Source organism: Pseudomonas sp. HN11, assembly GCF_021390155.1.
Taxonomy (GTDB): Bacteria; Pseudomonadota; Gammaproteobacteria; order Pseudomonadales; family Pseudomonadaceae; genus Aquipseudomonas.
Window position 1 is genome coordinate 2,982,662 of record NZ_CP089985.1, and the last position, 19,378, is coordinate 3,002,039.

At 60.7% G+C, this 19,378-nt stretch carries 15 protein-coding genes and 2 pseudogenes; 9 read left to right on the forward strand and 8 right to left on the reverse strand.

Annotated features, from left to right (window positions below; translation table 11 throughout):
- Positions 1-62 precede the first annotated feature (62 nt).
- Complete coding sequence (locus tag LVW35_RS13495) at positions 63-374, reverse strand: hypothetical protein (RefSeq protein ID WP_233896168.1); 312 nt, start codon at positions 372-374, stop codon at positions 63-65.
- Between the two features lie 239 nt (positions 375-613).
- Here LVW35_RS13495 and LVW35_RS13500 point away from each other — a divergent pair, with 239 nt between their 5' ends.
- Both LVW35_RS13500 and LVW35_RS13505 read left to right on the forward strand, forming a co-directional pair.
- A complete protein-coding gene (locus LVW35_RS13500; RefSeq protein ID WP_233896170.1) occupies positions 614-1,642 on the forward strand; it encodes a UV damage endonuclease UvsE in 1,029 nt (342 codons plus the stop codon).
- An 18-nt stretch (positions 1,643-1,660) separates the two neighbouring features.
- On the forward strand, positions 1,661-2,140 hold the full coding sequence (locus LVW35_RS13505) for an AAA family ATPase (RefSeq protein ID WP_233896172.1): 480 nt from the start codon (positions 1,661-1,663) through the stop codon (positions 2,138-2,140).
- Between the two features lie 63 nt (positions 2,141-2,203).
- Here LVW35_RS13505 and LVW35_RS29150 read toward each other — a convergent pair whose 3' ends face one another.
- From LVW35_RS29150 to LVW35_RS13515, 3 genes and pseudogenes are all read right to left on the reverse strand, one after another.
- Positions 2,204-2,971 (reverse strand): methyl-accepting chemotaxis protein, encoded by a 768-nt coding sequence (locus LVW35_RS29150; protein ID WP_442799677.1) that lies wholly within the window; start codon positions 2,969-2,971, stop codon positions 2,204-2,206.
- Between the two features lie 87 nt (positions 2,972-3,058).
- Positions 3,059-4,153 (reverse strand): annotated as a pseudogene (locus tag LVW35_RS29155) (cache domain-containing protein); the annotation flags it as partial.
- Positions 4,154-4,291: 138 nt separating this feature from the next.
- Complete coding sequence (locus tag LVW35_RS13515; protein WP_233896176.1) at positions 4,292-8,266, reverse strand: bifunctional nitrate reductase/sulfite reductase flavoprotein subunit alpha; 3,975 nt, start codon at positions 8,264-8,266, stop codon at positions 4,292-4,294.
- A 518-nt stretch (positions 8,267-8,784) separates the two neighbouring features.
- Here LVW35_RS13515 and nirB point away from each other — a divergent pair.
- The 4 genes from nirB (at position 8,785) to LVW35_RS13535 (ending at position 12,743) form a co-directional block, all read left to right on the forward strand.
- Entirely contained in the window at positions 8,785-11,325 is a 2,541-nt protein-coding gene (gene nirB / locus LVW35_RS13520) for a nitrite reductase large subunit NirB (RefSeq protein ID WP_233896178.1), read from the forward strand.
- Complete coding sequence (gene nirD, locus LVW35_RS13525; RefSeq protein ID WP_122727345.1) at positions 11,325-11,687, forward strand: nitrite reductase small subunit NirD; 363 nt, start codon at positions 11,325-11,327, stop codon at positions 11,685-11,687. The genes nirB and nirD overlap by 1 nt, the downstream gene beginning before the upstream one ends.
- A 134-nt stretch (positions 11,688-11,821) precedes the next feature.
- A complete protein-coding gene (locus tag LVW35_RS13530; RefSeq protein ID WP_233896180.1) occupies positions 11,822-12,265 on the forward strand; it encodes an HIT family protein in 444 nt (147 codons plus the stop codon).
- A gap of 16 nt (positions 12,266-12,281) precedes the next feature.
- A complete protein-coding gene (locus LVW35_RS13535; RefSeq protein WP_233896182.1) occupies positions 12,282-12,743 on the forward strand; it encodes an NUDIX hydrolase in 462 nt (153 codons plus the stop codon).
- A gap of 9 nt (positions 12,744-12,752) precedes the next feature.
- Here LVW35_RS13535 and LVW35_RS13540 read toward each other — a convergent pair whose 3' ends face one another.
- On the reverse strand, positions 12,753-13,313 hold the full coding sequence (locus LVW35_RS13540; RefSeq protein ID WP_233896183.1) for a cysteine hydrolase family protein: 561 nt from the start codon (positions 13,311-13,313) through the stop codon (positions 12,753-12,755).
- Positions 13,314-13,415: 102 nt separating this feature from the next.
- Here LVW35_RS13540 and LVW35_RS13545 point away from each other — a divergent pair, with 102 nt between their 5' ends.
- Positions 13,416-13,934, forward strand: a complete 519-nt coding sequence (locus tag LVW35_RS13545) for a GNAT family N-acetyltransferase (protein WP_233896184.1) — start codon at positions 13,416-13,418, stop codon at positions 13,932-13,934.
- Here the strand turns inward: LVW35_RS13545 and LVW35_RS13550 are convergent.
- Positions 13,891-14,553, reverse strand: a complete 663-nt coding sequence (locus LVW35_RS13550; RefSeq protein WP_233896185.1) for a TetR family transcriptional regulator — start codon at positions 14,551-14,553, stop codon at positions 13,891-13,893. The two genes, LVW35_RS13545 and LVW35_RS13550, sit on opposite strands and share 44 nt — an antisense overlap.
- A 111-nt stretch (positions 14,554-14,664) precedes the next feature.
- Here LVW35_RS13550 and LVW35_RS13555 point away from each other — a divergent pair, with 111 nt between their 5' ends.
- Positions 14,665-15,321: an O-methyltransferase gene (locus tag LVW35_RS13555; protein ID WP_068932864.1), complete on the forward strand. Its 657-nt coding sequence runs from the start codon at positions 14,665-14,667 to the stop codon at positions 15,319-15,321.
- Between the two features lie 71 nt (positions 15,322-15,392).
- On the opposite strand, the gene LVW35_RS13560 is transcribed toward LVW35_RS13555, so the two are convergent.
- Both LVW35_RS13560 and LVW35_RS29160 read right to left on the reverse strand, forming a co-directional pair.
- The gene (locus tag LVW35_RS13560; protein ID WP_442799678.1) at positions 15,393-16,457 is read right to left on the reverse strand and encodes a methyl-accepting chemotaxis protein; all 1,065 of its coding nucleotides are present in this window, start codon (positions 16,455-16,457) and stop codon (positions 15,393-15,395) included.
- Positions 16,458-16,685: 228 nt separating this feature from the next.
- Positions 16,686-16,958: pseudogene (locus LVW35_RS29160) on the reverse strand (PAS domain-containing protein); the annotation flags it as partial.
- 162 nt (positions 16,959-17,120) lie between these two features.
- On the opposite strand from LVW35_RS29160, the gene LVW35_RS13565 reads away from it, so the two are divergent.
- On the forward strand, positions 17,121-19,319 hold the full coding sequence (locus LVW35_RS13565) for an OsmC domain/YcaO domain-containing protein (protein WP_233896187.1): 2,199 nt from the start codon (positions 17,121-17,123) through the stop codon (positions 19,317-19,319).
- Positions 19,320-19,378 lie beyond the last annotated feature (59 nt).

Here is a 19,378-nt window from a genome sequence, read left to right on the forward strand (position 1 = left end):
CAGGGCACGCAGGCTTTGCATAGGAAAGGAGCACGACGTTTGTCAGAAAGTTCACAGATGTTTCATGTCGAGATGTTTTCGTACCACTCGGCATACGGCGTATTGGCAACTTGACACCGATTGAAGTCCGGACTTGCGTCACTCCACCACACCGGGCCGCGTTCACCGAGTGCCACCTTGGCGCGCTGTACCTGTCGCCGCGCGAGCTTCAAAGCTTGCGAGTCGTTGGACGCCTTGGCTGCTTTGACCGCACGGCGGGCCTCCATCAATTCATGGACCCAACGCTGCCGAGTATCTTCGTCCAATGCAGGGTTGGTGCAGCGCCAGAGTTGGCCCTTGACCACAAAGTAGCGCCCATCCGGCGTGTTAATCATGGTGCCAACGCAGTACCCGCAGCACGCCCCACATCATCGAAATCACAATCGCCATCCATCCGGCGAATAGGCTGAAGAGTGTCATTGCAAGGTTCATAACCACCTCCGTTGCGCTGTCGTCCTCTTAGGTGACCCCCGGTCCAAACCAGGATTCAACTTAATTTTCCGAGTGAACCCCTGGCAGGGTTGCTCGCCTAAGGTCCTATAATCCCCATGACCGCTCACCACCAGGCCTTTCCATGACCCATCCTCGCATCGGCTTCGCATGCCAATACAAGCATCCCGAACGCCTGCTGTCGGCCAGCGCCTTGAAGTTGATCGAAGGCCCTTTCAACCCTCGCACCACCACGTTGCGCTGGATGGACAGCGTCACCCCGCAAGTGGCATGCGACAAACTGGTGGAAGTGGTCACTCATAACCTGGCTGCCCAGATGCGCTTGTTGGCTTATGTGGCCGAACTGCCGCCGACCTTGCGCATGTTGCGCCTGAGCAGCGATCTGCTGCCGTTCTACAGCCACCCGAAAGTCGCCGCTGCGTACAAAGACCCGGCGATCGAGCGCCAATTGGTGGAGGGGTTCGCCGCCATCGGTGAGTTGGCCCGCGCCTCGGATATCCGCCTGTCCTTCCACCCCGGCCAGTACTGCGTACTCGGTTCTGAGAACCCCGGCGTGGTGGAAAACAGCCTGGCGGAATTCGAATACCACGCCGACATGATCCGCATGATGGGCTATGGCCGGCACTTCCAGGACCTCAAGTGCAACGTGCACATTGCCGGGCGTCTTGGTGTGGAAGGCACCCGTGCGGTGTGGTCGCGCCTGTCGGAAGTAGCGCGCAACTGCATCACCTTCGAGAACGACGAAAAAACCTACGGGCTCGACCACTGTCTGCAAGTCGCCGACCTGGCGCCGGTGGTGCTGGACATTCACCACTGCTGGATCCACGAAAACGACTACATCGACCCCGACTCGGAGAGGGTTGCCCGCGTGATTGAAAGCTGGCGTGGCGTGCGCCCCACCATGCATTACTCCCAGCCGCAGGAAGTCTTGCAGGAACTGGGATTCGGCGCCGAGCACAAACTGGAAATGGATGCGCTGTTACAGGTGGTTTCCAAGCGCGACCTGTACGCCCATAGCGCCCAGATGTGGAACCGCTGGACCAACGACTACGCGCTGCAGTTTCTCGACCGCTTCGACATCATGCTGGAAGCCAAGGACAAAAACGTGGCGGCGTTGGCCTTTTATGAACACTTCAAGCGACATTCAATCTAGAAGAAGGAGCCTTCACCCATGCCGACCCTGCACCTGCTCTGCGGCAAGATCGCCTCTGGCAAGTCCACACTCGCCAAGACCCTGGCCGCCAGGCACGGCGCCGTCATGTTCAGTGAAGACCATTGGCTCGCCACGCTTTATCCCGGTGAAATAAGCTCTATTTCTGATTACCTTGCTCGCTCCCAGCGCATGCGCGGTGTGTTAGGGCCGCTGGTCACCCATCTGCTGCAGTCGGGTGTCAATGTGGTGCTGGATTTTCCTGCCAACACCTTGGCCAATCGCGAATGGCTGCTGGGGTTGGCACAGGTCGCCAAAGTCCGGCACTGCCTGCATTACCTTGAACTGGACGACGCCACCTGCCGGGCCCGACTGCATGCGCGCAATGCACAGGGCGAGCATGACTTCGCCGCCACCGATGCCGAGTTTGACCTGATCACCCGTCACTTCTGTGCGCCCAGCGAGTCGGAAGGCCTGGTGATTGAGAGGCACCGTCCATAAGCGGTTTCGGCCGTCCCTGGACATTGCCTTGGCCGTGAACGGTGACTTTAATCGCCGGCTTCCTCAGGACTTGAACCGTCCCACCAGTCCATTCAACTCATCCGACAGGTTCGACAAGCGTCCCGAATCGTCCTGCGCCGAGTTGGCCAGGCTTTCCACCAGCCGTGCTTCGTCGTAGATCTGCTGGATATGCCGGTTGATCTCTTCTGCCACGCTGTGTTGTTCCTCGGCGGCGGCGGAGATCTGCAGGTTCTGGTCGCGGATTTCATTGACCGACGTCTGGATGCCTTCAAAGCTGTCCCGCGCGCTTTCGATCGAAGCGACACTGGCCCGCGACAGGTCCAGGCAACTGCCCATCTTCTGCGTGACTTCCTCGGTTTTACTGCCAAGGGTGCCGAGCAACTGCTCGATTTCGCCGGTGGAGTCGGACGTGCGCTTGGCCAGTGCGCGCACTTCGTCAGCCACCACGGCAAAGCCGCGGCCCTGGTCACCGGCACGGGCAGCCTCAATGGCCGCGTTGAGCGCCAGCAGGTTGGTCTGTTCGGCAATCGCACGGATAGTGCCAATGATCTGGTTGATGCTGCGGCTGCCGGCTTCCAGTTCGACCATGGCCTGGGATGATTCCGTCAGGCGGCGCCCCAGGCGGTTGACGTTATCAGTGGTGACTTCGATCTGCTGCTTACCCTCGGCCACGCGATGGTGGCCGTTCTCGGCGGATTGCGCCGCGCCGCTGCAGGAGCGTGCGACTTCGTTGGCGGTGGCGACCATTTCGTTGAACGCAGTAGAGACAAGCTCGACCGCCTCGCGCTGGCGTCCGGCCGCCTCGTTCATGTTGTGCGCCACTTGGCTGTTGACCTTGGACGCGTTCTGCAAGTTGGCCGAGGCCGCGCCGATGTGCTGGATCAGTTGACGGATAGCGGCGAGAAACTTGTTGAACCAACCGGCCAGTTCGGCGGTTTCATCCTTACCCTGTACGTGCAGTTCGTGGCGCAAGTCGCCTTCGCCCTGGGCGATGGACTGCAAGCCGGTACTGACCTGGCCGATAGGCTTGACGATGACCTTGGAGAACGCTGCCGCTATCAGTCCGAAGATCAATACCAGTACGGCGACGATGATGGCGGTGAGGTAGGTCATGCGGGTGGCTTCGGCCATCACTTCGCGGTGTTCGATCAGCCCGATATAGCGCCAGCCGAGGCCGGGGGACGTCCACACGTTGGCCATGTAGCGCACGCCGTCGATCATCACTTCGGTGGAGCCCTGAGGTGTTTCGGCCAAGTGCGCATAAGCAGCGCCCAGGTCTTTGAGCGGCTTGAAACTGTGGGCGGTGTCGCGCGGGTCCACCAGCACCACGCCGTCTTCGATCAGCATCACGTAGCCGCTTTCTCCCAGCTTGATGCTCTTGACCAGTTCCGTGAGGTTTTTCAGCGAGACGCTGACCACGAACACGCCTTTGGCCTTGCCGTTTTCCAGCATTGCACGCGCAGTGCCCACCAGGGCGACATCGTCTTTGTCGTAGTAATACGCGGGCGTACGCACGGTCTTGCCGGGGCTGGCCATAGCCGCCTTGTACCAGGGCCGGGTGCGCGGGTCGTATTTGGCCAGTTGCGGGTCATCCGGCCATTTGGCGTAGGTGCCGTCCTCCAGGCCAATGGACAGGATGGCCGCCGCCGGGTGCGTTGCGCCAAAACGCGCGAAGCGATCGATCACGGCTTGGGCCTCGGTCGGCATCGGCTGGCTGGCCGCGTCGGCGGGTTGATAGTTTTTCAGTGTGTTCACGGAGGTGTATACAGGGTCAGTCGCCATTTGATCGACGTTTTGCAGCGTGCCGTCGAAGAACTGGCGGATGTTGCCATCGATCTGACGGATTTCCCGAGTGCTGCCGTCGATGAACTGGTCCACCGCCTGGGTCCGCGTATTCATGACCGAAATCACGGCCACCAGGCTTACCGGAATGAATGCAACGGAAACAAATGCAAGTACCAGCTTATTTTTTATTTTCATCGAGACGACCATCAGCGTGAAGGGCGGCGCAAATCGGCGCACCTCTGTCAGGATTGCGGCGATTTGCTATCACTGCTGTTTCGGCCTGGCGCCGGTAAATCTTTAGGGTTTTTTGTACACAATACAAATTGCTTATTGTTCTGTATCCAATCAATACACATCACGCAGGTAGCGCTTCTGCTCACTGAGCTGGCGCCAGTAATCCACGGCACCCTCAACGCCAAGCCCGCCATGGGTTTGCGCGACCTGGCGCAGCGCTTGGTCGACATCTTTGGCCATGTGGCTGGCATCGCCGCAGATGTACAGCTTGGCGCCATCCTGCAACCAGCTCCACAATTCGGCGCCCTGTTCGCGAATGCGGTCCTGCACGTAGATCTTTTGCGCCTGGTCGCGGGAGAACGCCAGGCTCAAGTGGCTGAGCAGGCCGTCGCGCTGCATGCCTTGCAATTCGTCCTGGTAATAGAAATCGCTGGCCGCGTGCTGTTCACCGAAGAACAACCAGTTGCGCCCCTGATGACCCAGCGCGCGACGCTCCTGCAAGAACGCGCGAAATGGTGCGATACCGGTGCCGGGGCCGATCATGATCATCGGCACGTCGCCGTCAGTGGGTGTGCGAAAGTGTTTGGAGGGCTGCACGAACAGCGGCACTTCGCCGTCGCCGACACGGTCGGCCAGGAAGGTCGAGGACACGCCCTTGCGCTTGCCATACCGCACGGCGGCGACGGTGAGGTGCACTTGCTGCGGGTAAGCCTTGGAACTTGAAGCGATTGAATACAGGCGCGGTTGCAGGCGTTTAAGAGTGCCAAGCAGTTCGTCCGCCGAACAGTCGATGGGGTAGGCATGCAGTACATCCGCCAGTTGCCGGCCCCACAGCCAGTTATTCAGTTCGGTTTTGTGCTCGGGGTTGAGCAAGCGCTTGAGACCTGGGTTGGCACTGCGTTCCGCGATGAAGGTCAAGGTGTCGCTGCTGGGCCGGGCGATTTCAAAATGCTGGGTAAGTGCCTGTTGCAAGGGGACATCGCCGAAGGTGTCGATGTTCACGCTGGTATGGCCGTTCAGGCGAGTGAGGTTGAGCAGTTCGTTGACCAGTTCAGGGCAGTTGCGTGGCCGCACTCCCAGGGCATCACCGGCCTCATAAGTGAGCCCGGAGTCGGCAAGGTCCAGGGCGAACTGGCGGGTCTCCTTGTGGGCGCTTTGCGGGTTCAGGTGTCGGTTGAGCAAGAGTCGTGATCCGTACAGCTTGGTTTTGCCGGCAGGTGTGGCGGTGACTGCAGGCTTTGCCGGGTTGAGGGTTTGCTGCAAACGCACCAGCCAGGCATCGGCACGTTCTTCGAATTCGGTGTCACAGTCGACGCGTTCCAGCAGGCGGGTGGCGCCCAGTTCCAGCAGGCGCTGGTCGAGTTTTTTGCCGTGGTTGCAGAACTGGTCGTAATTCGGATCGCCCAGGGCCAGCACCGCAAAGCGCAAGGAGTCCAGGCGCGTTTCGGCGGTACTGAGGCTGTGCCAGAAACCTTCACCATTGTCCGGTGGGTCGCCGTCGCCAAAGGTGCTGCTGATCAGCGCCAGGGTGTGGGTGCTTGCCAGTTTGCTCGCCGGAAAGTCCGACATCGCGCTCAGTTCCACGGTGATGCCCGCGTCGCGCAGGCGCTTGGCAAAGCGCTCGGCCAGGGCTTGGGCGTTGCCGGTTTGCGAGGCCCACAGCAGAGTGACTGCCGGGGAGGGCGCGGCGAGGGGTTCGGTACGACTGAACAAACCACCGAGCAAACCGTCCAGCCACAGCCTGGACGCATCGGCCAGCGGCGCGCTCGCAGGCATCGTCGGTACGCCGATAGCGTGGCGCGCGGCGCTCGATTGCAGGCCACTCAGGAAACCGGCGAGGTAGGTGCGCTCACTGTCGCTCAGTGGCGGCGCTGGCAGGTGGCGGATGCCGGCTATTTCGGCGAAGGCGTCGAGGCGCGACATGGCGGTGTCCTCTGCTACGGGAGAAGGGAGGTCGAGGAATTGGTGGTCGATCAACTCGACACGGGCCAGGGCGACGGCGCAGCATTTGAATTCCGGCTGCAGGGAAATCGGGTCCACGGCGTCATTGGTCACCGCGTTGATCGCCAGGTTTTCGCCGAACACATCGTTCCAATGGAACGGCGCAAAACAGTTGCCCCGCTGCACTCGGTCGGTGATGACGGCGGGCAGTACCGCGCGCCCGCGCTGGGAGCGTACTTCGACCTGATCCTTGTCCCTGATGCCCAGGCGGGCCGCATCGTCGGGGTGCACTTGGACGAAGGGGCCAGGGTTGAGTTTGTTCAGGGTGGCGACCTTGCCGGTCTTGGTCAGGGTGTGCCATTGGTGCTGCACGCGGCCGGTATTGAGCATGAAGGGAAACGCGTCATCGGGCATCTCGGCAGGCGGCATATGGGGGCGGGCGAAGAACTGGGCCTTGCCGGTTTCAGTGGCGAAGGTGAGGGTGCCGTTGTTGCGGTAACGGATCGGGTTGCGATCTGCTGACGCCTGGGATGCGCAGGGCCATTGCAACGGCTGTTCACGCAAGCGCGAGTAACTTGCACCGCGAAGGTCGTAGCCGGTCTTGGGGTTCCAGGCGCGTTTGATTTCTTCAAACACATCGGCGGCGGTTGCGTAGGTGAACGATTCGGCAAAACCCATCTCACAGGCGACCCTCGCGATGATCTGCCAGTCGGGCAGGGTTTCACCGGGGGCATCGACGGCTTTTTGCATCAGGGTCAGGTTGCGTTCGGAGTTGATCATCACCCCTTCGGCTTCGGCCCACAACGCGCCCGGCAAGAGTATGTCGGCGTAGCGGTTGGTCTCGGTGTCGAGGAAGGCGTCCTGGGTGATTACCAGTTCGGCGGTCTGCAGGCCGTTGATCACGGTTTGACGGTTGGGCACGCTGGCGACCGGGTTGGTGCAGATGATCCAGCAGGCCTTGATCTGCCCGGCGGCCATCTGTTCGAACATCGCCACGGTGCCGCTGCCGGCCTGACGCGGCAGGCTGTCGTGAGGGATTTGCCACAGGTCCTCGATAAAGGCGCGGTCGGCCTCCACCAGCACCGAACGCTGGCCTGGCAAGCCTGGGCCCATGTAGCCCATTTCGCGCCCGCCCATGGCGTTGGGTTGCCCCGTGAGGGAAAACGGCCCGCTGCCCGGACGGCAGATGGCGCCAGTGGCCAGGTGCAAGTTGCACAGGGCGTTGGTGTTCCAGGTGCCGTGGGTGCTTTGGTTGAGGCCCATGGTCCAGCAGCTCATCCATTCGGCGGCCTGGCCGATCCAGTCGGCGGCTTGGCGGATATCGGCTTCGGCAAGGCCGGTGATAGCGGCGACTTGCTCTGGCGAATAATCTTCCAGGAATTGGGGCATCACGTCCCAGCCTTCAGTGAAGGCGGCGATAAACGCAGGGTCGGTGTGGCCGTTCTTCACCAACAGGTACAGCAGGCCATTGAGCAGGGCCAGGTCGGTGCCGGGTTTGATGGGCAGGAACAGGTTGGCCTTGTCCGCCGTGGCGCTGCGCCGAGGGTCGACCACGATCAGCTTCGCCCCGGCCTTGACCCGGTCCATCATGCGCAGGAACAGGATCGGGTGACAGTCAGCCATGTTCGCGCCGATCACGAAGAACAGGTCGGCGCGGTCGAAATCCTCATAAGACCCTGGCGGACCGTCAGAGCCAAGCGACAGTTTGTAGCCACTGCCGGCGCTGGCCATGCACAGCCGCGAGTTGGACTCGATGTTGGCGGTGCCGACAAAGCCCTTGGCCAATTTGTTGATCAGGTACTGGGATTCCAGCGACATCTGGCCCGACACGTAGAAGGCCAACGCGTCCGGCCCGTGCGTGTCGAGGGTGTGACGCAGGCGGCGCGCGGTTTCGCTGATGGCCTTATCCATGGCAATGCGCACCGGATCATTCTCCCGGGCTTGACGTACATAGGCGTTTTCCATGCGGCCGGACTCGGCAATGGCCTGTCCGCAGGTGGTGCCCTTGGTACACAGACGACCGAAGTTGGTGGGGTGGGCCTTGTCGCCGATCACCTTGATCACTTGATTGTTTTGCACCTGCATGACGATGCCGCAGCCCACGCCACAATAAGGACACACACTGCGTATGCTCTGGTTGGCCATCTATAACCTGCGTAAACAAAAAAGGCGCCTTGCAACCCTCCGTTGAGAACGGGGATTACACGGCGCCTTTGTCGTGAGAGGGCAGTCAGCGTTGACTGCTTGGTTGCAGTGTTCCTAGCAAGTCACGCGCCAGGTTTTTGAACTGCCCCTTGATACCGAGGCGCCGACGGCGCGGGGCAAGCCCGCTCACCACAGAAAACTATTCATTCACGGCGAGTCATGCACTTTTATGACGCGAGATGCACCAGTTGGAGGCGCTGGAGGTGGTGCTTGGCATCGCCGACTCCCCTGTTGAGCCGTGAACACAGGCCTTGCATCCGCTTGGCACAGACCCTGCAAGCTCCCCTTCAACCCACTTCGGTCAACGACGATCGACACCAGGGGCAATAGCGGAGAATCCGGCGCAGTCGCCCGATCCGAACCCGCATAAGAACAGGCAAAGACGCCTGGAGCCGCAAGGTTTCAGGCGTTTTTTTTTGCTTTTTTAAAACCGTGATGAGCTTTGTCGGGTGCTTTATATGAACAATCTCAAAACCTTGATCGTCGTCGGCAATGGCATGGTCGGCCACCACTGCGTGGCCCAACTGATCGAGCGCGGCGCGCTGGATCACTACCGCTTGCATGTGTTCAGCGAGGAGCCGATGCGCGCCTATGACCGGGTGCATCTGTCCGAGTATTTCACCGGCCGCGATGCGGAATCGCTGGCATTGTCCGAAGCGTCGCTGTATCAGACGCCGGGCGTGACGCTGCACTTGGGTGTGCCGGTATTGGAGATCGACCGTGCCCGCTGCGAGGTGATCACCGCCGACGGCTGCGTCGCCTATGACAAGCTCGTATTGGCGACCGGTTCCTATCCATTTGTACCGCCCATTGAAGGCGCCGAGGGCGATTCACGGCTGGTGTATCGCACCCTTGAAGACCTCGATGCCATTCGCAAAGCGGCTGCCAATGCGCGACGCGGCGTGGTGGTAGGCGGTGGCCTGCTGGGCCTGGAAGCCGCCAACGCGCTGAAAAGCCTGGGCCTTGAAGCCCATGTGGTGGAGTTCGCGCCGCGCTTGATGCCGGTGCAACTGGACGATTTTGGTGGTCTTGCGCTCAAGGCGCAGATCGAGCGGTTGGGCGTGGGCGTGCATTTATCACGTGCCACCCAGTCGATCAGCGCGGGCGCGGAGTACCGCTATCGCATGAACTTTGCCAATGACGAGTTCCTCGAAACCGACCTGATCGTATTCTCCGCCGGCATCCGCGCCCAGGATGCACTGGCCCGCCAGGCCGGCTTGGACATCGGCCCGCGCGGCGGCGTGGTGATCAATGACGAATGCCTGAGTTGCGACCCGAACATCTACGCCATCGGCGAGTGCGCCTCCTGGAACGGCAGCCTGTTCGGCCTGGTCGCGCCGGGCTACCAGATGGCCCGAGGCGTTGCCGCGCTGCTGTGCGCGCAAACCGCCGAGCCGTTTGTGGGCGCCGACATGTCCACCAAGCTCAAGTTGCTCGGCGTGGACGTGGGCTCCATCGGCGACGCCCATGCCCACACACCCGGCGCGCGCAGCTACCAGTTCATCGATGAAGCCAGCGCCAGCTACCGCCGCCTGGTGGTGGATGCCTCGGGCAAGCAGGTGATCGGCGCCGTATTGGTGGGTGACAACAGCTACTACGACACCCTGCTGCAATACATGCAGAACAGCATCGCGTTGCCGTCCGAGCCGGCCAGCCTGATCCTGCCATCCTCAAGCGGCGCACCGACCCTCGGCCCCGGCGCCTTGCCGCAATCTGCCACCGTGTGCTCTTGCCACAACGTGACCAAAGGCGCGATCTGCTCCGCCATCGACGGTGGCTGCAGCGACCTTGGCCTGCTCAAATCCCAGACCAAGGCCTGCACCGGGTGCGGTGGCTGCGCCGGGTTGCTCAAGCAGGTGTTCGAGCATGAGCTGATCGCCCGTGGCGTCAGCGTCGACAAAAGCCTGTGCGAACACTTCGCCTTCACCCGGCAGGAACTGTACGCCCTGGTGCGCGTGGAAGGCATCCTCAGCTTTGACGAGCTGCTGGCCAAACACGGCCGTGGTCACACCGGCTGCGACGTGTGCAAGCCGGCGGTGGGTTCGATCCTGGCGTCGTGCTGGAACCAGCCGATCATGGACGCGTCCCTGGTGCCGCTGCAGGACACCAATGACACCTTCATGGCCAACATGCAGAAAAACGGCACCTACTCGGTGGTGCCGCGCATTCCAGGGGGCGAAATCACGGCGGATAAACTCATCGTGATCGGCGAAGTCGCGAAGAAATACGACCTCTACACCAAGATCACCGGCGGCCAGCGTATCGATCTGTTCGGCGCGCAATTGCACGAGCTGCCGGATATCTGGAGCGAACTGATCGCCGCCGGGTTTGAAACCGGGCATGCCTATGGCAAATCCACGCGCACGGTGAAGTCTTGCGTGGGCAGCACCTGGTGCCGTTACGGCGTGCAGGACAGCGTAAAAATGGCGCTGCTGATCGAAGACCGCTACAAGGGCCTGCGCTCGCCGCACAAGCTCAAGTTCGCGGTGTCAGGATGTACCCGCGAGTGCGCTGAAGCTCAAAGCAAAGACGTGGGTGTGATCGCCACGGAGAAGGGTTGGAACCTCTACATCGCTGGCAATGGTGGCATGCGTCCTCGCCACGCGGAGCTGTTTGCCACTGACCTCGATGACGCGACACTGATCCGCTACATCGACCGTTTCCTGATGTTCTACATCCGCACCGCCGACAAGCTGCAACGCACCTCGGTGTGGCGCGAAAGCCTTGAAGGCGGCCTGGATTTCCTCAAGGACGTGATCCTCCACGACAGCCTGGGTCTGGGGGCCGAACTTGAAGCGCAAATGCAACTGGTGGTCGACCGCTACGAATGCGAATGGGCCAACGCTCTCGCGGACCCGGAAAAGCTCAAACGCTTCCGCACCTTCGTCAACGACAAGCGCCCCGACCCGGACATCCACTTCGTCCAGGAACGCGGCCAACGCCGGCCAATCATGGCTGCTGAACTCAACCTGATTCCCATCACCGAGGAGATTGCCTGATGAGCCAAGCCAACCCGCAACGCAACCTGGCCACCTGGAAAGGTGTGTGCAGCGAGACCGACCTGGTGAGCAATTCCGGCGTGGTGGTGTGGCTGGACGGCGCGCAAGTGGCGCTGTTCTACCTGCCGGGTGCGCAGGACCAGACGTTGTTCGCCATCGACAACCATGACCCGGAATCGGGCGCGAATGTGATCGGACGCGGCTTGATCGGCAGCATCAAGGGTGACCTGGTGGTGGCGGCGCCGATCTACAAGCAGCATTACCGGCTCGAGGACGGGCAGTGCCTGGAAGCGCCTGATCAGAGGCTGCGGGTTTGGCCGGTGCGGTTGAACGCTGGGGTGGTGGAATTGGCATTGGATTGATGCTGTGTGCAGGGTCTTGCGTCGAGCCGACTTACTGCGGTGAGCGAGGCAAGCCCGCTCACTACAACAAGCCCGCCAGTTGCTGAAGTCGCGTTAAGATGCCGCCTGGACCTCACTCAGATCAAGGACACTGTATGCCGCTTATCAAGGAGCGCGTCGCGCTCGCCCGCAATGGCGCCAACGAAAAAGTCATTTGCCGCATGGCTTCAGGCTGGGCGGTCATGGGTGATGTACAGTTTCTCCCTGGTTACTGCCTGCTGCTACCTGACCCGGTCGTTGCCAGCCTGAACGACCTGGACACCGAAGCCCGCACTGCCTACCTGCTGGACATGGCCCGCCTTGGCGATGCGGTGTTGCAGGCTACCGGTGCGTTGCGCATGAACTACGAAATTTTGGGCAATTCCGAGCCAGAGCTGCATTGCCATCTCTTCCCGCGCTATGCCTCGGAACCGGACGACAAACGCACGATGCCGGCGTGGTTTTATGACTGGAAAAACGCACAGCCGTATGCGGAGGTCGACCACGGGGAGATGCGCAAGACGATTGCGCGATTATTGGAAGCGACGACATCGGCATAAGGATGGGATGGATTCAATGCGCGAACGAAAGGCGTCACGCCTGCTGGTGATCAACCCCTCCCAGGAGGTGCTTCTGTTCAGGTTCGTCCATAAAGACGGGCCATTGGCCGGGCAAAATTATTGGGCTACGCCTGGCGGTGGTGTAGAGGCCGGTGAAACCTTCGAGGTGGCTGCAATACGCGAACTGCGGGAGGAAACGGGAATCAAGGTCGACACTGTTGCGGCGCCCATCGCGGACCGCAAGGTCCCCTTGATGCTGCCTTGCGGGGAAACGGTGTTAGCGATTGAGCAGTATTACGTGGTTCACGTACCCGATGAGGCACTGTCAAAAGCGGAATGGACCGCCCATGAGACTCAGGTCATGGCGGATCATCGTTGGTGGTCTGTCAATGCGCTGCGCTCTACCGAAGAGACGGTCTGGCCGCAATCACTGATCGATATGCTTGTGAAAGAGGGCGTGTTTCAACCCGCTACCTGAACGTCGTGGTCAACAATGAACCAGGATTTCGTAGGTCTCCATCACGGCGGCATAGTCCATCGCCAGGTTGCTCAGCGACAGCGCATGCACGTCTTCAGCGGGCCACAGGCGCCCGGACAAATCGGTTTGGTCGAAGGTGTAGCAGGCATCCGAAACCACCGTCACCGCAAAACCCAGATTACCGCCTGAGCGTGCCGTGGCCTCGACCGAGTTGTTGGTGATCACGCCGACGATCACCAGTTGCCGGATCCCGCGTGCATGCAGCCAGCGCTCCAGCCCCGTGGCCGTGAAGGCGTCTGGAACGTTCTTTTCGACCACATGCTCATGCGCCAACGGTTGCAGCGCCGGCTGGAATTCGCAGCCCGGCTGGCCCGGCCAGAACACCGAGTCGGGCGAGCGGGAGATGTGCCGGATATGCACGACAGGGCGGTCGGATTGACGCCAGGCAGTCAGCAGACGCTGTATCTGCACTTCGGCGTCGGCGTTGTTGCGTCGCCCCAGCTTTGGCTGGTTCATGCCTTGCTGCATGTCGATGATCAGCAGTGCGGCGTTGATGGCTAACGATTGCATGGCACCTCCTTTTGCGGGCAGGGCTCGAAACATACCACGAGGGTAAACGGTCATGAAGGTTGGGTTTACTTGAAGGACATTGACTGAATAAGGAATAGATCAATGATCCGCAAAGCGTTACCTGGCGACGCCAACGCCATCGCCCAGGTGCATATCCGCAGTTGGCAGGAAGCCTATCGTGACATGATGCCTGCCGAGTTCTTGAATGGGCTGGATGCAACGCTGGCTCGGCGCGAATCCTTTTGGGTTCGTTCGATTGAGTCGGGCGAGTCCGACGTGTGGGTCGCGGAGCTGGACGGGCACGTTGTTGGCTGGATATCGGTCGGTGCCAGTCGTGACGAAGAAGCTGCCGGAGCAAACACCGGTGAGGTCATGGCCATTTATGTTTTAGGCAGGTATTGGCAAGCCGGCGTTGGGCTGGCGTTGTGGAATGCGGGCCTGCAGTTCCTGAGGGAGGAGGGGTTTCAGGGTTTGACGCTTTGGGTCTTGAGCCGAAATGAAAGGGCTATCCGGTTTTATCGCAGGATGGGCTGTGTCGAGGACGCGGGGAGTGAACGTAATCTTCAGAGGGGAGGTGTCACTCTGGTAGAAATGAGGTATCGGTTGCCCTTTGGAGGTTGAGCACATTCACATACGCACGAAACATTTCAGCCATCCCCTCGGCATAAACCGCGATCTCTTCAGCCGTTCGCGGACTGTTGGAGAACTCCTTCCCCACTGAACTGAGCGTGGTCAGGATCAAATCACTGGCCAACGTACGCGTGTCAACCGACACCTCAGGCAACAACTCCAGCATGAACCCCTTGAACGCCTGCCGTCCCGCCGCGCGCACCTCCAGGGCCTCCGGCGCATCACGATAGAGCGGCGCCGCGTCACTCAGCGCACCGCGCATCTGCGCTTCTTCGCATTCCGATTGGATAAAGGCGTGCACCAACGTGCGCAGGCGATCCAGTGGCGTTTCGTCGCGTTTCTCCAGGATGTCGCGCAGCATCTGGGTGGTCTGCTGCCACTCATCACTCTGCAACCGGAACAGAATTGCCGCTTTGTTGGGGAAGTACTGGTACACCGACCCCACGCTTACGCCGGCCTTTTCCGCGACCCGTGCGGTGGTGAAACGGGTGGCGCCTTCCTTGGCCAAAACCTGAATAGCCGCTTGCAGAATCGCCGCCACCAACTCGGTGGAACGGGCCTGTTGCGGCTGTTTGCGCGTGGAAATACGTGGGGTCTGGCGGCTGGTCATACGGGGCTCCTGAAGCAGGGCTAATGCGAATAGCGAAGGATGCGAATGACTCGCATACTTTTAATACGACGAATTAGTCGCATCTTAGTCCCACCTCACTGGAAATCAATTATGTCGAGCCTGACCACCGCGCCTCTGGCGCCCCTTATCGAACGTCTTTATGCCCAGGCCAATGCGGCCACCAGCCCGTTGGTGAACTCGGTATCCAAGGAAGAACGCGAACGGCTGATGCACAGCAAAACCGAATACATGGCGCTGTATTCGATGCTCAAGGACCTGTGGCTGCCCGTGTCGCAGGACACCGGCAAGCTGCTCTACATGCTGGCGCGCAGCAACAAGGCGCGGGCGATTGTGGAGTTTGGCACTTCATTTGGGCTGTCGACCTTGTTCCTGGCTGCCGCGCTACGTGACAACGGCGGCGGTGTGCTGATCGGCAGCGAATTTGAAGCCTCGAAGATCGCCCTGGCGCGCGAGCATTTCATCGAAGGCGGCGTGAGCGACCTGATCCACATTCGCGAAGGTGACGCGCTGGTGACCCTGGCCAGCGACTTGCCGGATGTTGTCGATCTGTTGCTGCTGGACGGCGCCAAGACGCTGTATGGCGACGTGCTGAACCTGGTGGAAAACAACCTGCGTCCTGGCGCACTGGTAGTCGCGGACAACACCGATTATTGCCCTGAATACCTGGCCTATGTGCGCGCCCCGGAGAACGGTTACTTGTCGGTGCCGTTTACCGATGACATCGAACTTTCAATGCGCCTGGGCTAAGCGAGTATTCAGCGCTCACCACAACAAGCCCGCTCCCTACAGAAAGCGGGCTTGCCACTGTAAACGTAGGCTCAGCGATTGAACCGCTCAACCAACGCATATTGGGTGGACGCGGTGTTCGTCAGCTCCTTGCTCAGGTCCGTGGATTGATGGGCTTGTATCGACGTCTGGTCGGCCAGTTCGGCAATGGTGGTGATGTTGCGGCTGATCTCTTCGGCCACCGCGCTCTGTTCCTCGGTGGCGGCGGCGATCTGGGTGGTCATGTCGGTGATATGGGACACCGCTTCGCTGATGCCCACCAGCGCCTGGTCGGCTTCGAGTACCCAGGCTACGCCTTCCTGGGCCTGGCGCTGGCCGTGCTCCATGCTTTGCACCGCGTTGTTCGAGGACGCTTGCAGTTGGGTGATCAAGCCGTGGATCTGGGTGGTGGACTGCGACGTGCGCTGTGCCAATTGGCGCACTTCGTCGGCCACCACGGCAAAACCACGACCTTGCTCGCCCGCACGAGCCGCTTCGATGGCCGCGTTGAGGGCCAGCAGGTTGGTCTGGTCGGCAATGCCTTTGATCACGTCCACCACGCTGCCGATTTCGTCGCTGTCCTTGGCCAGTTGCGCCACGGTGGCGCCGGTTTCGCTGACCACGGCGGACAAACGCTCGATCGCCTCACGGGTGTCCCGTGCCACTTCACGGCCGCGTCCGGTCAGCACATTGGCTTGCTGGGTGGCGTCGGCGGTGCGTTGTACGTGGCTGGCGACCTCCTGGGTGGTGGCGGCCATCTGGTTGACCGCGGCCGAGACCTGTTCGGTTTCGACGCGCTGACGGTCCAGACCTTTGGAACTGGCAGTCGCCAACTGATCGGATTGTCCAGCCAGCGCGCTCAATTGCTCGGCACTGTCCTGCAAGCGCGTGAGGCAGGTCTTGAGGCGCGCGTTCTGGCTGAGGAACGCTGTTTCGAGGCGTGCCTGTGGCCCTCGTGCGTCGCTGTACATCTGCGCGATCAACGCATCCGAGGTTGAAGGCTCCACACCTTGCAACAGGCGCAACGTGCTGCCTTGGCGCCAGCGTGAGCAGAGTATGCCCACCGGCACCGCGACCGCGACGGCCACGGCAATGGCGACGGGCGTACTGAGGAACATGCCGGCAAGACTACCGACAAGCCCGGTTGCCACGTACGGCACGCAAGTCAGGGCGGCCGGAAGCCAGGCGTCTTGGCGAGGAACACCCGATTTACCCTGGCTGATGCGGCGGTACAGGGCCTGGGCACGGCGGATTTCATCGGCGGTGGGCTTGACCCGGACCGACTCGAACCCCACCACCTTGCTGCCATCGAATATGGGCGTTACATAGGCGTTGACCCAATAATGGTCACCGTTTTTCGAGCGGTTCTTGACGATGCCCATCCAGGGCAGGCCTTGCTTGAGTGCACTCCACATGTGCGCAAACACGGCGGGGGGCACATCGGGGTGACGGACGATGTTCTGCGGCGCGCCAATCAAGTCAGCGCGTTCAAAGCCGCTGATGTCGACAAACGCGTCGTTGCAGTAAGTGATGACACCTCGGACATCCGTGGCGGAGATGAGTTTTTGCGAAGGCGCGAGGGAAATCTCACGCTGTGTTACGGGCTGGTTATTGCGCATTCCGACTACTCCCTGGTTGCCCTCAGTCCATCGGCGCCATCTGCGAAAAGGTTAATCCACATTGGTCAATTCGCCAGCCACTGGTCAAAAGCCTGAAACTTCCTGCCGAAAAACCTCATAATGGCGGCCATTTTTGTTTAGCCGTTATTCTGGTGTGCCCCCATGGAAATCAAGGTCAACTTTCTCGACAACCTGCGGCTTGAAGCCAAGTTCGACGACTTCACGGTGATTGCCGACCAGCCGATCCGCTACAAAGGCGATGGCTCGGCACCGGGGCCGTTCGATTACTTCCTGGCGTCGTCGGCGTTGTGCGCGGCGTACTTCGTGAAGCTGTACTGCCAGACGCGCAATATCCCCACCGAGAATATTCGTCTGTCGCAGAACAACATCGTCGATCCGGAAAACCGCTATAACCAGATCTTCAAGATCCAGGTCGAGCTGCCGGCCGACATTTCCGACAAAGACCGCCAAGGCATCCTGCGTTCCATCGACCGTTGCACGGTCAAGAAAGTGGTGCAGGCCGGGCCTGAATTCGTCATCGAAGAAGTCGACAACCTGGACGCCGACGCCCAGGCCTTGTTGATGCCCAACTCAACCTCCGAGGGCGGCACCTACATCACCGGAAAGGACCTGCCGCTGGAGCAGACCATTGCCAACATGTCCGGCATTCTCGCCGGCCTGGGCATGAAGATTGAAATCGCCTCGTGGCGCAATATCGTGCCTAACGTATGGTCGCTGCATATCCGCGACGCGCATTCGCCGATGTGTTTCACCAACGGCAAGGGCGCGACCAAGGAGGGCGCCTTGGCGTCGGCACTGGGCGAGTTCATCGAGCGCCTCAATTGCAACTTCTTCTACAACGACCAGTTCTGGGGTGAAGAACTGGCGAATGCTTCGTTCGTGCATTACCCGGATGAGCGCTGGTTCCAGCCGGGGCCCAACGACGAGCTGCCCAGTGAAATCCTCGACGCCTACTGCCTCAAGGTCTACAACCGCGACGGCGAATTGCGCGGTTCGCACCTGTTCGACACCAACTCCGGCAATGAAGAACGTGGCATCGTTTCGCTGCCGTTCGTGCGCCAGTCGGACGGCGAAGTGGTGTATTTCCCGTCCAACCTGATCGAAAACCTCTACCTCAGCAACGGCATGAGCGCCGGCAACACCCTGGCCGAAGCCCAGGTGCAGTGCCTGTCGGAGATCTTCGAGCGCGCGGTGAAGCGTGAAATCATCGAAGGCGAGTTCGCCTTGCCGGATGTACCCGCCGAGGTGCTGGCCAAGTACCCCAGCATCCTGGCCGGTATCCAGGGTCTGGAAGCCCAGGGTTTCCCGGTGCTGGTCAAGGACGCGTCCCTGGGCGGCGAATTCCCGGTGATGTGCGTGACCCTGATGAACCCGCGCACCGGCGGCGTATTCGCCTCGTTCGGCGCGCACCCAAGCCTGGAAGTGGCGCTGGAACGCAGCCTCACCGAACTGCTGCAAGGCCGCAGTTTCGAAGGCCTGAACGACTTGCCGCAGCCGACCTTCGAAGGCCAGGCGGTGACCGAGCCGAACAACTTCGTCGAGCACTTCATCGACTCCAGCGGTGTGGTGTCGTGGCGTTTCTTCAGTGCCCAGTCGGACTACGAGTTTGTCGAGTGGGACTTCTCAGGCGAAGGCGAAGACTCGAATGCCCAGGAAGCAGCGACTCTGTTCGGCATCCTTGAAGGCATGGGTAAAGAATCCTATATGGCAGTGTACGAGCACCTCGGCGCTACCGCGTGCCGCATCCTGGTGCCGGACTATTCGGAAATCTACCCGGTGGATGACCTGATCTGGGACAACACCAACAAGGCGCTGTTTTTCCGTGAGGACATTCTCAACCTGCACCGCCTCGATGAGGAAGAATTGCAGGCGCTGGTCGAGCGCCTGATCGAAAGCGAGCTGGACGACTACACCGACATCACCACCCTGATCGGCATCGAATTCGATGACAACACCGCCTGGGGCCAACTGACCATACTGGAGTTGAAACTGCTGATCTTCCTGGCCTTGCAGCAATATGAAGAGGCCAAGGAGTGCGTGGAGATGTTCCTGCAGTACAACGACAACACCGCTGAGCGTGGCCTGTTCTACCAGGCGATGAATGCGGTGCTGGAAATGGAACTGGACGACGACCTGGAACTGGCCGATTACGAAGGCAACTTCCGCCGCATGTTTGGCAATGAGCGGATGGACGCGGTAATTGGCTCGGTGAAGGGTGACGTGCGGTTCTATGGCTTGACGCCGACCAGCATGAAGCTGGAGGGGCTGGATCGGCATTTGCGCTTGATCGACAGCTACAAGAAGCTGCATGCCGCGCGAGCCAACATCACCACTGCCTGACACAATCCCCTTGTGGGAGCGAGCAAGCCCGCTCCCACATTTTTGCCCGGTGCAGGCCG